General features: G+C 73.4%; 16 protein-coding genes. 4 read left to right on the top strand and 12 right to left on the bottom strand.

Annotated features, from left to right (window positions below):
* Window positions 1–8 precede the first annotated feature (8 nt).
* A complete protein-coding gene (locus ACWDX6_RS26020; RefSeq protein ID WP_451487302.1) occupies window positions 9–605 on the top strand; it encodes an SCO3374 family protein in 597 nt (198 codons plus the stop codon).
* Here ACWDX6_RS26020 and ACWDX6_RS26015 read toward each other — a convergent pair.
* The 10 genes from ACWDX6_RS26015 to ACWDX6_RS25970 all read right to left on the bottom strand — a co-directional run bounded on the left by ACWDX6_RS26015 (window position 584) and on the right by ACWDX6_RS25970 (window position 8,625).
* Window positions 584–922: a histone-like nucleoid-structuring protein Lsr2 gene (locus tag ACWDX6_RS26015; RefSeq protein ID WP_403293951.1), complete on the bottom strand. Its 339-nt coding sequence runs from the start codon at window positions 920–922 to the stop codon at window positions 584–586. The genes ACWDX6_RS26020 and ACWDX6_RS26015 overlap by 22 nt on opposite strands.
* Window positions 923–1,066: 144 nt before the next feature.
* The gene (locus ACWDX6_RS26010; RefSeq protein WP_356888549.1) at window positions 1,067–1,603 is read right to left on the bottom strand and encodes an amino-acid N-acetyltransferase; all 537 of its coding nucleotides are present in this window, start codon (window positions 1,601–1,603) and stop codon (window positions 1,067–1,069) included.
* Window positions 1,604–1,612: 9 nt separating this feature from the next.
* Window positions 1,613–2,035 carry a BlaI/MecI/CopY family transcriptional regulator gene (locus tag ACWDX6_RS26005; RefSeq protein WP_451487301.1) on the bottom strand — a complete coding sequence of 141 codons (423 nt, stop codon included), beginning with the start codon at window positions 2,033–2,035 and terminating at the stop codon, window positions 1,613–1,615.
* 118 nt (window positions 2,036–2,153) lie between these two features.
* Window positions 2,154–2,330, bottom strand: a complete 177-nt coding sequence (locus ACWDX6_RS26000; RefSeq protein WP_451487300.1) for a hypothetical protein — start codon at window positions 2,328–2,330, stop codon at window positions 2,154–2,156.
* A 14-nt stretch (window positions 2,331–2,344) separates the two neighbouring features.
* Window positions 2,345–2,920 (bottom strand): hypothetical protein, encoded by a 576-nt coding sequence (locus ACWDX6_RS25995; protein ID WP_451487328.1) that lies wholly within the window; start codon window positions 2,918–2,920, stop codon window positions 2,345–2,347.
* Window positions 2,921–3,061: 141 nt separating this feature from the next.
* Window positions 3,062–3,868 (bottom strand): type III pantothenate kinase, encoded by an 807-nt coding sequence (locus ACWDX6_RS25990; RefSeq protein WP_403293944.1) that lies wholly within the window; start codon window positions 3,866–3,868, stop codon window positions 3,062–3,064.
* On the bottom strand, window positions 3,868–4,914 hold the full coding sequence (gene nadC, locus ACWDX6_RS25985; RefSeq protein WP_451487299.1) for a carboxylating nicotinate-nucleotide diphosphorylase: 1,047 nt from the start codon (window positions 4,912–4,914) through the stop codon (window positions 3,868–3,870). Before nadC ends, ACWDX6_RS25990 begins: the two co-directional genes overlap by 1 nt.
* Before the next feature lie 2 nt (window positions 4,915–4,916).
* Entirely contained in the window at window positions 4,917–6,614 is a 1,698-nt protein-coding gene (locus ACWDX6_RS25980) for an L-aspartate oxidase (protein WP_451487298.1), read from the bottom strand.
* Window positions 6,611–7,669, bottom strand: coding sequence for a pantoate--beta-alanine ligase (gene panC / locus ACWDX6_RS25975; RefSeq protein ID WP_451487297.1), 1,059 nt, complete (start codon window positions 7,667–7,669; stop codon window positions 6,611–6,613). Before panC ends, ACWDX6_RS25980 begins: the two co-directional genes overlap by 4 nt.
* Window positions 7,666–8,625 carry a Rossmann-like and DUF2520 domain-containing protein gene (locus ACWDX6_RS25970; RefSeq protein ID WP_451487296.1) on the bottom strand — a complete coding sequence of 320 codons (960 nt, stop codon included), beginning with the start codon at window positions 8,623–8,625 and terminating at the stop codon, window positions 7,666–7,668. Before ACWDX6_RS25970 ends, panC begins: the two co-directional genes overlap by 4 nt.
* Window positions 8,626–8,749: 124 nt before the next feature.
* On the opposite strand from ACWDX6_RS25970, the gene ACWDX6_RS25965 reads away from it, so the two are divergent.
* Entirely contained in the window at window positions 8,750–9,904 is a 1,155-nt protein-coding gene (locus tag ACWDX6_RS25965; protein WP_451487295.1) for a threonine aldolase family protein, read from the top strand.
* Window positions 9,905–9,939: 35 nt separating this feature from the next.
* Here ACWDX6_RS25965 and ACWDX6_RS25960 read toward each other — a convergent pair whose 3' ends face one another.
* Window positions 9,940–10,614, bottom strand: coding sequence for a response regulator (locus tag ACWDX6_RS25960; protein ID WP_451487294.1), 675 nt, complete (start codon window positions 10,612–10,614; stop codon window positions 9,940–9,942).
* A gap of 61 nt (window positions 10,615–10,675) precedes the next feature.
* Window positions 10,676–11,878, bottom strand: coding sequence for a sensor histidine kinase (locus ACWDX6_RS25955; protein WP_451487293.1), 1,203 nt, complete (start codon window positions 11,876–11,878; stop codon window positions 10,676–10,678).
* Between the two features lie 97 nt (window positions 11,879–11,975).
* Between ACWDX6_RS25955 and ACWDX6_RS25950 the strand changes: the two genes are divergently transcribed.
* The gene (locus ACWDX6_RS25950; protein WP_451487292.1) at window positions 11,976–12,974 is read left to right on the top strand and encodes an SAM-dependent methyltransferase; all 999 of its coding nucleotides are present in this window, start codon (window positions 11,976–11,978) and stop codon (window positions 12,972–12,974) included.
* 83 nt (window positions 12,975–13,057) lie between these two features.
* Entirely contained in the window at window positions 13,058–14,200 is a 1,143-nt protein-coding gene (locus ACWDX6_RS25945; protein ID WP_451487291.1) for an NADH-quinone oxidoreductase subunit D, read from the top strand.
* Window positions 14,201–14,353 lie beyond the last annotated feature (153 nt).

Genomic DNA, 14,353 nt, shown 5'->3' with positions numbered 1-14,353 from the left:
CCCCGGGCATGGCCTTCACCGTCCCGCTCCCCCGCCCGCCACTCGAGGACGACCCCGCGTGGTGGTACGAGAACGAGCTCGGCTGGGCGACCGCGGAGGGTCCGCCGGTGCGGCTGGTCACGGGGCTGCGCTTCGACGTCCTGGAGCTGCCCGCGGCGGCCGGCGGTGCCGTGCTGCGCAGGATGGGCTCCGCCACGGGGCCGGTGGCCCTCCATGGGCCGAGGATGCGGCTACTGGTCGCCGCCGGAAGCGCGGACGAGCTGCCGGGGCTGCTCGACTGGCTGGAGTGGGGCGGGATCTCGCTGGATCTCGCCGCGCTGGGCGCGGGCGGCCGGATGACCGCGCCCATCCCCCCAGGATGGAGCGGCTCCGGCGCGCCGGGCGCCCCGGTGTGGCTGCGGGCCCCCGAGCCCGGCCGCGAGGTGGAGTCCTCGCTGCCGGCCCTGCGGGCCGCCGTGCGGGGCGGTGCGGCCACCCCGTGTCTCGTACGGCTCGTGGCCGCCGCGGCCGCGGAGTGCCACCGGGTGCGGCTGCTGAGCGCCCGTAGCCGTGCGAACGGCCCGGCGTCCCAGCAGCTGACGCCTCAGCGGTTCGCGTCCTCGTAGGCGGCCTTGATCTCGGCGGGCACCCGGCCGCGGTCGTTCACGTTGTAACCGTTCTCCTTGGCCCAGGCGCGGATCTTCGCGGTGTCCTGGCTGCCGCCGCCGGCGGCGACCCGGCCCTTGCCGCGCGTACCGGCGCTACGGCCACCGGTGCGCCGGCCGCTCTTGGTGTACGGCTCGAGCAGACCGCGGAGCTTGTCCGCGTTGGCGGTGGTGAGGTCGATCTCGTAGGTCTTGCCGTCCAGAGCGAACGTCACGGTCTCGTCCGCCTCGCCGCCGTCGAGGTCATCGACAAGAAGGACCTGAACCTTCTGTGCCACCGGATTTCCTTTCATCGAAAATGCAGTACGCGGAAAGGAAACCGCTTTTCCCGGAAAAACACAAACCCCTGGCAGAGGTTCAGAAGCCCGACAGCGCGGGAAACGTGCGCGATTCGGACATAGGGTTCCGGACGTTCCTTACGCTCACAGGTGCAGAAGCATCCGGCTGTTGCCCAAGGTGTTCGGCTTCACTCGTTCGAGACCCAGGAACTCGGCGACGCCCTCGTCATAGGAACGCAGGAGCTCGCTGTAGACATCTCCGTCGACCGGAGTCTCACCGATCTCGACGAAGCCGTGCTTCGCGAAGAAGTCGACTTCGAAGGTCAGGCAGAATACCCGGCGCACCCCGAGCCATCGGGCGGTGTGCAACAACTTGTCGAGCACCTGATGTCCGACGCCGGCGCCCTTGAACTCGGGATCGACGGCGAGAGTGCGCACTTCGGCGAGGTCTTCCCACATGACATGGAGTGCTCCGCATCCGACGACGGCCCCGTCCTCGTCGCGTTCGGCGACCCAGAACTCCTGGATGTCCTCGTAAAGAGTCACCGTCGCTTTGTCGAGCAGGATGCCCCGGCCGACGTACGGATCCACGAGTCGGCGGACCGCCGGGACATCACTGGTGCGGGCCCGGCGTACGGTGACCGCTTTCGAAGAGGACGGGGATGCGGAGGACGACGGCATGGGGGGACGTTATCGCCCCGGGCCCTCTGTCCCGTCGGCACCCTCCGCGGGTGGGGGCGGCGCGTCGACGGTGTTGTGGCCCACGATGCGGATGGCGTCGTTGAGGGCCTCCCGCTGTTCGGGCGACATCATGCCGAAGAAGGCGACCAGGGCGGCGGCGGGGTTGTCGCTCCGGGACCACGCCTCGTTCATCAGCGCGGCGGAGTAGGCGGCACGGGTGGAGACGGCGGTATATCGATAGGCGCGGCCGTCGACTTCCCTGCGCACCCAGCCCTTCTGATGGAGATTGTCCATTACCGTCATGACGGTGGTGTAGGCGATGGACCGTTCCTGCTGGAGATCCTCCAGCACTTCCCGGACGGTCACCGGGCGGTTCCATTGCCAGACGCGTGTCATGACGGCGTCTTCGAGCTCTCCCAATTGACGGGGCACATCGCCACCATAGTGGGCGATGGCGGAACCACAGGCTATTGACGTAACAAACGCAACAAAAAGGACGTACGCCGCTAAAGCGGGCGTACGTCCTCGGTGGCGCGGTCCGGAGCCGTGGCTACGGAGTGGAGCCGTCCGTCTGGCGGCCGGCCTCGGTGCGGGCGAGGGCGGCGTCGACGGCCGCGTCCTCCTTGGCCTTGTTCGGGCCGCCCTGGCTCTTGACGATCGTGACCACGAGAGCGGTGAAGAACGCGGCCATCACGACGGGGGGCACGAGCGCGGATACGTAGTCCATGGCGTCCAGGGTAGCTATCCGGCGACGCGTTCCTCGGGTGGGGGCGGGGGTACGGGGCGCCGGCGCGGCGGAAAGACCTCGGAGGGCTTGGGCACCGGGCGCTCGGCGGGCGCGGGCGGTGGCGTCGGCCTCGGCTTGGGCTCGTCGGCGGCGCGACCGCCGGGCAGGGCGAGCAGCCGGGCGCGCGGGCCGGGGGTGGTGGTCACGGACGCCTGGGAGACCCGGGCGAGGCGGGCGCGCACGGAGCGCTCCGCGAGGACCTGGCAGCGCTCCAGGAGCGCGGCGGCGCGGGGGTTGCCGCGCAGGGCCCGCAGGGCGGCGAGGTCGTCCGCGGCGGGGTCGTACCCGGCGGCCAGGGCGTCCTGGAGGAGCTCGAGGTAGCCGGGGAGCGAGCCGGGCAGGGCCTCGCGGTAGCGGGCCAGGTCGCCGAGGAGGAAGGCCCGCAGCCGGCCGGCCTCGCGGACGGCGTCGTCCACGGATTCGGCGAGGCGCAGGCAGTCCTGGACGTCCTCCTCGTGGAGGGGGGCAGGGTGGAGGGCGGTGGCAAGGGCGCGGCGGAGCACACGCAGCTCGTCCGCGCTGAACGCCATGCCGCCGCGGGATCCGTATGGCGTGGGCATGAGGTGACAATACGCGCTAATCGGACAAATTTCGTTTACCGATCATCCCCCGGGCGCGTTGCCCGCCGTGCGGGCGGCGGGACACGGGACGGGGCCCGGAGGCCCCGCCGCCTACATCCGGGACACGTTGCGCTCGTAGACCAGGCGGAGGCCGATCAGGGTCAGCCAGGGCTCGTGCTCGTCGATCTGCGCCGCCTCGCCCAGGACCATCGGCGCCAGGCCGCCCGTCGCGATCACCGTCACGTCCGCCGGGTCGCCGCCGCGGCCCACGAGGTCGCGCTTCATCCGGGCCACCACGCCGTCGACCTGGCCCGCGAAGCCGAAGACGATGCCCGACTGCATCGCCTCGACCGTGTTCTTGCCGATCACACTGCGCGGCCGGGCCAGCTCGATCTTGCGGAGCTGGGCACCGCGGACCCCCAGCGCCTCCACCGAGATCTCGATGCCCGGCGCGATCGCCCCGCCCGCGTACTCGCCGCGCGCGGTGATCGCGTCGTACGTCGTCGCCGTCCCGAAGTCGACCACGATGGCGGGCCCGCCGTACAGCTCGACCGCCGCGACCGCGTTGATGATGCGGTCCGCGCCGACCTCCTTCGGATTGTCCGTGAGGATCGGGACGCCGGTCTTGACGCCCGGCTCGACGAGAACGGCCGGAACGTCGCCGTAGTAGCGCCGCGTCACCTCGCGCAGCTCGTGCAGGACCGAGGGGACCGTCGCGCAGATCGCGATGCCCTCGATCCCGTCGCTCAGCTCCACGCCCAGCAGCGGATGCATGCCCATCAGGCCCTGGAGCAGGACCGCCATCTCGTCGGCGGTGCGACGCGGGTCCGTCGAGATGCGCCAGTGCTCGACGATCTCCTCGCCGTCGAAGAGACCGAGGACGGTGTGCGTGTTGCCGACGTCGATGGTCAGAAGCATCAGACAGCCGCCCCTGGGGCGTCGCGCAGGTCCAGGCCGATGTCCAGGATCGGGGACGAGTGCGTGAGCCCGCCGACCGCGAGGTAGTCCACGCCGGTGGCCGCGTAGGCCGCGGCGTTCTCCAGCGTGAGACGGCCGGAGGACTCCAGGGCGGCACGGCCCGCGACGAGAGCGACCGCCTCCTCGGTCTCCATGGGGGTGAAGTTGTCGAGCAGGATCAGGTCCGCGCCCGCGTCCAGGACCTCGCGGACCTGGTGCAGCGTGTCCACCTCGACCTCGATGGGCAGGTCCGGGAAGAGCTCCCGTACGGCCTTGAACGCCTGCGCCACGCCGCCGGCGGCCACCACGTGGTTGTCCTTCACCAGGGCCGCGTCGGAGAGCGACATGCGGTGGTTGACGCCACCGCCGCAGCGCACCGCGTACTTCTCCAGGGCGCGCAGGCCCGGTGTGGTCTTGCGGGTGTCGCGGACCCGGGCCCCGGTGCCCTCCAGGGCGTCCGCCCACGCGCGCGTGGCGGTGGCGATCCCGGAGAGACGGCACAGGATGTTCAGCGCGCTGCGCTCACCGGTGAGCAGGTCGCGGGTGCGCGTGGTGACCGACAGCAGCTTCTGGCCGGCCTCGACCCGCTCGCCGTCCTCCACGTGCCGCTCGACCTCGAAGGTCTCGGTGCAGACGATGGACAGGATCGCCTCGGCGACCCGCAGGCCGGCCACGACGCCGGCCTCGCGCGCGGTGAAGTCGGCGGTGGCGACGGCGTCCTCGGGGACGGTCGCGACCGTGGTCACGTCCACCCCGCCGTCGAGGTCCTCCTCGATGGCCAGGTGGGCGATGTCCTCGACCTGGACGGGGTCGAGCCCCGTGTCGGCGAGCAGCTGCGCGAGGGCGGGGTCGAGCCCGCACTCGTACACCTCGTCGCCGTCGGCGCAGCCGCAGCCGTCACCGCAGCCGCCCGCGTCCGCCGCGGCCGTGCCGGGCGCGCTGATCTGGATCAGGGGTACGTCCACGGGCTGCGGGCGTTCTTCTTCGGGGGTGCTCGGCGTGCTCACGGTTACGGCTCCCTGGGTGCGTCGGCGGCGGTGGGGGGAAAGTCATGGTTCTCGGTGGGCCGGACGTCGAGGGCCCGCTCCGGGGTGAGGCGTACGACGAGATGGCGGCGCCAGGCCGTGTCGTCGCGCTCGGGGTGGTCCTCGCGCCAGTGGCAGCCGCGGGTCTCCTCCCGGCGGCGGGCGGCCGCGACGAGGACGCGGGCGACGCAGAGGAGGTTGGTGGTCTCCCAGGACTCGACGCCGGGCTCGGTGGCCTTCGAGTCGTCGGTGCCGCCCGCGAGGGCGTCCGTGTGGAGGGCGTCCAGGGCCTCGGCTGCCTCGCGCAGACTCGCCGCGGAGCGGAGCACTCCGGCTCCGGCGGTCATGATCCGCTGGATACGGGTGCGGGCGCCGGCGACCGGCAGCGGGAGGATGACCGGCGCCGGGTGCGGCACGGGGGTGCCCGGCACGCGCGCGGTGCGGGCCGTGATGTCCTCGGCGATGCGCTCGGCGAAGACCAGACCCTCCAGGAGGGAGTTGGAGGCCAGCCGGTTGGCGCCGTGCACGCCCGTACAGGCCACCTCGCCGCAGGCGTAGAGGCCCGGGACGGTGGTCCGGCCCCGCAGGTCGGTGCGGACCCCGCCGGAGGCGTAGTGGGCCGCGGGGGCGACCGGGATCGGCTCGGTGACCGGGTCGATGCCGTGGGCGCGGCAGGCGGCCAGGATCGTGGGGAAGCGGTGCTCCCACATCTCCGCGCCGAAGTGCCGGGCGTCGAGGTACATGTGCTCGGTGCCCCGCTCCCGCATGCGGCGCGTGATCGCCTTGGCGACGATGTCGCGGGGGGCGAGTTCCGCCAGCTCGTGCTGGCCGAGCATGAAGCGGACCCCGTCCGCGTCGACGAGGTGGGCGCCCTCTCCGCGTACCGCCTCGGAGACCAGCGGCTGCTGGCCCTCGGCGTCGGCACCGAGGAAGAGCACCGTGGGGTGGAACTGGACGAACTCGAGGTCGGAGACCTCGGCCCCGGCGCGCAGCGCGAGCGCGACCCCATCGCCGGTGGAGACGGCCGGGTTGGTGGTGGCGGAGAAGACCTGGCCCATGCCGCCGGTGGCGAGGACCACGGCGGGGGCGTGGACGGCGCCGACGCCGTCGTGCTGGCCCTCGCCCATGACGTGCAGGGTCACGCCCGCCGTGCGGCCCTCGGCGTCCGTGAGGAGGTCCAGGACGAGCGCGTGCTCGATGGTGCGCACGCCCCGGTCGCGTATCGCCTCGACGAGCGCGCGGGAGATCTCGGCGCCGGTGGCGTCGCCGCCGGCGTGGGCGATCCGGCGGCGGTGGTGACCGCCCTCGCGGGTCAGGGCGATCTCGCCCTCGGAGGTCTTGTCGAAGTCGGCGCCGGTGGCGATGAGCCGGCGGACGGCGTCGGGGCCCTCGGTGACCAGGGCGTGCACGGCCTGCTCGTCGCAGAGCCCGGCGCCCGCGACGAGCGTGTCGTCCAGGTGCTGCTCGGGGGTGTCGCCCTCGCCGAGCGCGGCGGCTATGCCGCCCTGGGCCCAGCGGGTGGAGCCGTCGTCCAGGCGGGCCTTGGTGACGACGACCGTACGCAGTCCGGCGGCGGTGCAGCGCAGGGCGGCGGTCAGGCCGGCGACGCCGGAGCCGACCACGACGACGTCGGCGTCGATGGCCCAGCCCGGCGCGGGCGCGTGCAGCCGTATTCCGGTCACTTGGTGGCTCCGAACGTCAGCGGGATGTTGTCGATCAGCCGCGTGGTGCCCACGCGCGCGGCGACGGCGAGGATCGCCTCGCCGTGGTGGTCGTCGGCGACGTCGGTGAAGTCGGCCGGGTCGACGAGGGCGAGATAGTCCAGGACGAGCGGCGGGTCGGCCTTCGCCGCGTCGTCGAGGACGGCGCGGGCCGCCGCCCGTACGGCGTCGGCGCCGCCCCACTCGGTGGCGGTGGCCTGGGCGACGGCGTGCGCGTCGGCCGCCGCGCGGGCCTCGCCGAGCCGGGAGAGCGCCTCGGCGCGGCTCTCCGAGCCGGGCAGCGACGCGGCACGCGCGCGCAGCGCCTGCTGGGCGGCGAGCCGGTCGCTCGCGGCGAACAGCGCCCGGGACAGGGCGAGCGCGGTGCGGCGCTCGGCGGTGGAGAGGTAGCGGTTGCGGCTGGAGAGCGCGAGGCCGTCGCTCTCGCGGACGGTCGGCACGCCGACGATCTCGACCGGGAAGTTCAGATCGCGGACCATCCGGCGGATGAGGGCCAGCTGCTGGGCGTCCTTCTGGCCGAAGAAGGCCACGTCGGGGCGGGTGAGGTGGAGGAGCTTGGCGACGACGGTGAGCATGCCGTCGAAGTGCCCGGGGCGGGAGGCGCCCTCGAGGCGCTCCCCCATGGGTCCGGCGGTGATCCGGACCTGGGGCTCCCCGCCGGGGTAGACCTCCTCGGCGGAGGGGGCGAAGACGGCGCTCGCGCCCGCGGCGAAGGCCAGTTCCAGGTCGGCCTCCAGCGTGCGCGGGTAGCGGTCGAGGTCCTCGCCGGCGCCGAACTGGAGCGGGTTGACGAAGACGGTGACGACGACGAACCCCTCGCCGCCGACGCGCTCGCGCGCGGCACGGATCAGGGTGGCGTGGCCCTCGTGGAGTGCGCCCATGGTCATGACCACGGCCGTGCGCCCCGGCGCACTCCGGTGGGCGAGGGCGTCGTGGAGCTCCTCGACCGCGGGGATCAGCTCGGCCGGCTGGTGGCGGGTGGCGCCGGCGGCATGGTCACGGGCGAACAGGTTCATCGGTCGTCTCCTTGCGGCCCGTCGGCGTCACCGGCGGTACCGGCGGCGGCCGCCGAGGTGTCGGCGAGCACGCCCAGCAGGTCCTCGGCCAGCTCGGGCTTGAGCAGACCGCGCGCGAGCGCCCGGTCCGCGGTCGTGCGGGCCATCGCCAGATAGCCGGCGACCGTGCCGGGGGCGTGCTTGCGCAGCTCGGCGACGTGGGCGGCGACCGTGCCGGCGTCCCCGCGCGCGACGGGGCCGGTGAGGGCCGCGTCACCGGAGCGCAGGGCGTTGTCCAGGGCGGCGCCCAGGAGCGGGCCGAGCATCCGGTCGGGGGCGGCGACCCCGGCCGTACGGAGCAGGTCCAGGGACTGGGCCACCAGCGTGACCAGGTGGTTGGCGCCGAGGGCGAGGGCCGCGTGGTAGAGCGGGCGGGCCTCCTCCGCGATCCACTCGGGCTCGCCGCCCATCTCGATCACCAGGGCCTCGGCGGCCAGCCGCAGCTCCTCGGGCGCGGTGACGCCGAAGGAGCAGCCGGCCAGCCGCTGCACGTCGACCGAGGTCCCGGTGAAGGTCATGGCCGGGTGCAGGGCGAGGGGCAGCGCGCCGGCGCGGCGGGCGGCGTCCAGGACCTTCACTCCGTACCGCCCGGAGGTGTGCACCAGGATCTGCCCGGGCCGGACGGCCCCGGTCTCGGCGAGGCCCTCGACCAGGCCCGGCAGGGCGTCGTCCGGGACCGTCAGCAGGACCAGGTCGGCATGGGCGAGCACCTGGGCGGGCGACATGATCGGCACGTCAGGGAGCAGGGTCGCGGCGCGGCGCACGGACGCGTCGGAGACCGCGGAGACGGCGACGGGGCGGTGCCCCGCCAGCCGCAGGCAGGCGGCGAGGGCGGGCCCCACGCGGCCGGCCCCGACGACTCCGACGGTGAGTCGCGCGGGACGGTCTTCCGCTCGGGGTTCTGCAGCTTGGTTCACGCGGCAACGGCCTTCCGTTCCAGTCCGCGGGGGGTACCGGACGATTTCTCGTCATGCTACGCCAGCGTTTCGCGCCCCTCCGTGCCTGTCCACAGGGTGTGGGCGCCAGTGTGATGATCGGCGGATGGACGAGTCGGAGCAGGACGCGAAACGGTACCGGGCCTCGGTGTGGTCGGGCGCCGGGCGGGCGCTGTGGCGCTCGCCGGCGGAGGCGTCGGTCGGCGAACGGCTGGCCGAGCTGACGGAGCTGGCGCGGCGGGGCCGCACGCTCATGGACCCGCACGAGCTGGTCGACACCTACGGCGGCGGCCCGGTCGGGGAGGTCGAGCGGCGGGTCGCCGACACGCTGGGCCTCCCCGCCGCGGTGTTCTTCCCGACCGGCACGATGGCCCAGCAGGTGGCGCTGCGCTGCTGGTCGGGGCGGACCGGCAGCCCGGTCGTCGCCCTGCACCCCCTCTCGCACCCGGAGGTCCACGAGCGCGGTGCGCTCGGAGCGGTGAGCGGGCTGCGCACGGTCCATCCGACGGACGAGCCCCGGCTGCCGACGGCCGAGGAGGTACGGACCCACCCGGAGCCCTTCGGGACGCTGATGCTGGAGCTGCCGCTGCGGGACGCCGGTTTCACGCTGCCGACCTGGGACGAACTGGTGGACGTCGTGGACGCGGCGCGTGAACGTGACGCAGTGGTGCACTTCGACGGCGCGCGGTTGTGGGAGTGCGCCCCTCACTTCGGGCGCGGTCTGCGGGAGATCGCCGGCCTCGCCGACACCGTGTACGTGTCCTTCTACAAGTCGCTGGGCGGCATCTCGGGGGCCGCGCTGGCCGGCCCCGAGGAGGTGATGGAGGAGGCGCGGGTGTGGCTCCACCGGTACGGGGGGCTGGTCTTCCAGCAGTTCCCCGCGGCGGTGGCGGCGCTGAGGGGCCTCGCCGTGGAGCTGCCGAGGCTTCCCTCGTACGTGGCGCACGCGCGCGTGGTGGCGGACGGACTGCGGGCGGGCTTCGAGGAGGCGGGGGTGCCGTGGTTCCGGGTCCACCCCGAGCCCCCGCACACCCACCAGTTCCAGGTGTGGCTCCCGTACGATGCGGACCTTCTCACGGCGGCGTCGCTGGCCCTCACGGTGGAGACGGACACGGTGCTCTTCCGCCGCTGGTCCTCGCCGGGGACGGGCGGGCCGCCCGGGGTGGCGGTGACGGAGGTGACGGTCGGGGAGCCGGGACTGTCCTGGACGAAGGACGACGTACGCGAGGCGGTGGGCGCCTTCCTCGCGCGCGTGGGGTGATCCCGCCGTGGTGCCGCGACCGGGGCGGCGCCGGGTCAGACCGCTCCGCCGCCGGCCCGCACCAGGCCCGTCTCGTACGCCAGGACCACGACCTGCACCCGGTCGCGCAGGTCCAGCTTGGTCAGGATCCGGCCGACGTGCGTCTTCACCGTCGCCTCGGACAGGACCAGCCGCGCGGCGATCTCACCGTTCGACAGACCCTGCGCGACCAGCATCATCACCTCGCGCTCGCGCTCGGTGAGCCTCTCGATCTCCTTGTGCTGGGGCTCCTTGCCCGACGAGGGCAGCATCGGCGAGAAGCGGTCGAGCAGCCGGCGCGTGGTCGACGGGGCCACCACCGCGTCCCCGCTGTGCACCGAGCGGATCGCGCCCAGCAGCTCAGCGGGCGGCACGTCCTTGAGCATGAAGCCGCTCGCCCCGGCCTTCAGCCCGGAGAAGGCGTACTCGTCGAGGTCGAACGTGGTCAGGATCAGCACCTTCGGCGCGTCGGGCTGCGAGCAGATCCGCCGGGTCGCCTCGACCCCGTCCAGCTTGGGCATCCGTACGTCCATCAGCACCACGTCCACGGCCGTGGACCGCAGCACCTCCAGCGCCTCCACCCCGTCGCCGGCCTCGGCCACGACCTCCATGTCCGGCTGGGCGGCCAGCACCATGCGGAATCCGGTGCGCAGCAGCACCTGGTCGTCGACGAGCATCACGCGGATGGACATGGAGGGTTCCTTCGGTTCGTCGGTGGGCCAAGGGGCTCGGGGAGATGCCACGTGCGCGGGCTCAGTGGGCGGGCTTCAAAGGGAGCAGGGCGCTGATACGGAAGCCGCCGCCGGGGCGGGGTCCCGCGTCAAGGGTGCCGCCGACCATGCCGACCCGCTCCCGCATGCCGATCAGGCCGTGGCCCCGGCCGTCGGCGCCGCCGTCCTCGTACATCTCCGTGGTCGCGCCCCGCCCGTCGTCCTCGACGAGCAGGCCGAGCCCGTCGTCGAAGTACACCAGACGGACACTGGCCCCGGCTTCGGGGCCGCCGTGCTTGCGGGTGTTGGTGAGGGCTTCCTGCACGATCCGGTACGCCGTGAGCTCGACGCCGCTGGGCAGCGGCCGGGGCGTGCCCTCGACCTTGAAGTCGACGGTCAGACCGGCTCCGCGGACCTGGTCCACCAGATCCTCGATCTGCTGGACGTCGGGCTGGGGCACGTACTCCCCCGCCTCCTCGTGCTCACCGGTGCGCAGGATCCCGAGGAGCCGGCGCATCTCGGCCAGCGCCTGCCGGCCGGTGGAGGAGATGGTCTCCAGGGCCTGCTTGGCCTGCTCCGGCGAGGCGTCCATGACATAGGCGGCGCCGTCGGCCTGCACCACCATGACGGAGACGTTGTGGGCGACGACGTCGTGCAGCTCGCGGGCGATCCGGGCGCGCTCGGCGGCCACCGCGACCTTGGACTGCGCCTCGCGCTCCTGCTCCAGGCGCGTGGCGCGCTCCTCCAGCTGCGCGAAGTAGGCGCGGCGGGTGCGCAGGGAGTCGCCGAGCACCCAGGCGAGGGCGAACGGCACCGTCATGATCACCGTGAAGAACACCTTGGCGAGCGCCGAGCCCTCGCCCTCCATCGGCCATCTCAGCTGGGAGAGCGTGGCGGCGCTCAGGCCGCCGGCCAGCGCGAGGCGGGAGGCCCAGCGCGGACCGTCGTGCGCGGCGACCGTGTAGATGATCACCAGCATCGCGAAGTCGGCGACGAACGGCATCAGCCCGAAGGCGAGCTGGGCGAGCCCCAGGGCGACCGCGAGCAGCAGCATCTTCTCGGGCGCGCGCCGGCGCAGCGCGACGACCAGCGAGAGCAGCGCGGCGACGACGCCGTGCGCGGCGGGCTCCTCGACCGCCGGGTAGGTCGACCCGACCCACAGCAGGGAGAACCCGAGGAGGACGGCGGCCCAGAAGCTGTCGACGCCCGTCGGGTGTCTGCGGATGAAGTCGTAGACGCGCTGCACGTGACCCAGCGTAGGGAAGGCGGATAGGTGCAGGGGTCAACCGTGGGGGCGATCCTTGGCGGGAAGGCCGTACTCCGCAAGGTGGAGACTGGGGCACGTGACGGATGAGACGTGTCAATGGCCGGACGGGCAGCGCGGCTGGCGGGGCTGGCGGGAGGCCGCCGAGCGGGCGCTGTACGGGCCGGGCGGCTTCTATCTGCGCCCCGAGGGCCCGGCCGGGCACTTCCGCACCTCGGTGCACGCCTCCCCCCTCTTCGCCGACGCCGTCGCCCGGCTGCTGACAAACACGGCGCTCGAACTCGGCACGGACGAGATCGCGCTGGTGGACGTGGGCGCTGGGCGGGGCGAGCTGTTGACGGGGGTGCTGGCCGCCGCTCCGGCGGGGCTTTCGGTACGTCCGTACGGCGTCGAGCGCGCCGCCCGCCCCGCCGGGCTCGACCCGCGGATCGCCTGGACGGACCGGGTGCCGGAAGGGGTGCGCGGGCTGCTCTTCGCGAACGAGTGGCTGGACAACGTGCCGGTGGACGTCGCCCAGGCCGACACGTCGGGGACTGCGCGCTATGTCGAGGTGCGGGCCGACGGCACGGAACGGCTCGGCGAGGCGGTCACGGGCCGGGACGCGCAGTGGCTGGAGCGGTGGTGGCCGCTGCGGGAGCCGGGCGAGCGGGCCGAGATCGGGCGCCCGCGGGACGAGGCGTGGGCGCGCGCGGTGGGCGCGCTGGAGGCCGGCCTCGCGGTGGCGGTGGACTACGCCCATGTACGGGGGGCCAGGCCGCCCTTCGGGACGCTGACCGGGTTCCGCGCGGGGCGGGAGGTTCCGGCGGTGCCGGACGGGTCGTGCGACCTGACCTCGCACGTGGCGCTGGACGCGGTCGCCGCGGCGGGCGGCCCCGGGGCCGAGCTGACGACCCAGCGGGAGGCGCTGCGGGGGCTGGGGGTGAGCGGCGGAAGGCCGCCGCTGTCCCTGGCGTCGAGCGATCCGGCGGCGTACGTGCGGGCGCTGGCCTCGGCGGGGGAGGCGGCGGAGCTCACCGCCCGGGGCGGTCTGGGGGACTTCCTGTGGCTCACCCAGCGGGTGTCGGGCCGCCGGGCCTGAGCCGGGCCCGTGGGACTGCGTCCACGGGGACCGCCGGTGGGACGGCCGCCCACGGCGGTGGAGGGGCGGGGGATACTGTGCCCATGACGGAGACGACGGTCGGAATCGGCGGGGCGGCGGAGAGCACCGACATGGTGCTGAACATCGGGCCGCAGCATCCCTCGACCCATGGCGTGCTCCGCCTCCGGCTGGTCCTGGACGGCGAGGTCATCCGGCACGCCGAGCCGGTCATCGGCTACATGCACCGCGGCGCCGAGAAGCTCTTCGAGGCGCGCGACTACCGCCAGATCATCATGCTCGCCAACCGCCACGACTGGCTGTCGGCCTTCTCCAACGAGCTCGGTGTCGTGATGGCGGTTGAGCGGATGCTCGGCATGGAGGTCCCCGAGCGCGCCGTGTGGACCCGTACGCTGCTCGCGGAGCTGAACCGGGTGCTCAACCACCTCATGTTCCTGGGGTCCTACCCCCTCGAACTGGGCGGTATCACCCCGGTCTTCTACGCCTTCCGGGAGCGCGAGGAGCTCCAGGCCGTGATGGAGGAGGTCTCCGGCGGCCGGATGCACTACATGTTCAACCGGGTCGGCGGCCTCAAGGAGGACCTGCCGGCCGGCTGGCAGGACCGGGCGCGCGCGGCCGTGGCCGACGTCCGGTCCCGGATGGACGTGTACGACAAGCTGGTCCTCGGCAACGAGATCTTCCGGGGACGCACCCGTGGCATCGGCGTCCTGAGCCGGGAGACCGCGCACGCCTACGGCGTCTCGGGGCCCATCGCCCGCGCCTCCGGCGTCGACTTCGACCTGCGCCGCGACGAGCCGTACCTGGCCTACGGAGAGCTTCAGGACACGCTCAAGGTCGTCACCCGGCAGGAGGGCGACTGCCTGGCCCGGTTCGAGTGCCTCCTCGACCAGACGCACAACTCCCTGGAGCTCGCCGACGCCTGCCTCGACCGGCTCGCGGAGCTTCCCCCGGGGCCGGTCAACCAGCGGCTGCCGAAGGTCCTCAAGGCCCCGGAGGGCCATACGTACGCCTGGACCGAGAACCCTCTCGGCATCAACGGCTACTACCTGGTCTCCAAGGGCGAGAAGACCCCGTACCGCCTCAAGCTCCGCTCGGCGTCGTTCAACAACATCCAGGCGCTGACCGAGCTGCTGCCCGGCACGCTGGTCGCCGACATGGTGGCCATCCTGGGCTCGCTGTTCTTCGTCGTCGGCGACATCGACAAGTGACCGGCGGCCGGCCCGGATCTCCCGGGCCGCATCCGGACACCGCCCCGTGTACGTCCTCTAGGGTCTTTCGTTTGGGTCAGGCCGGATCAGGGAGCGGGGTCTGGTGCATGGGGTCTCCCCAGGCCCGCCAGGGCCGAGGGGACGGATCGCAAG

It is taken from the genome of Streptomyces sp. NPDC003027 (assembly GCF_053591435.1).
Note: the sequence above shows the minus strand (reverse complement) of the source record. Positions and strands in the feature narration are given on the sequence as shown.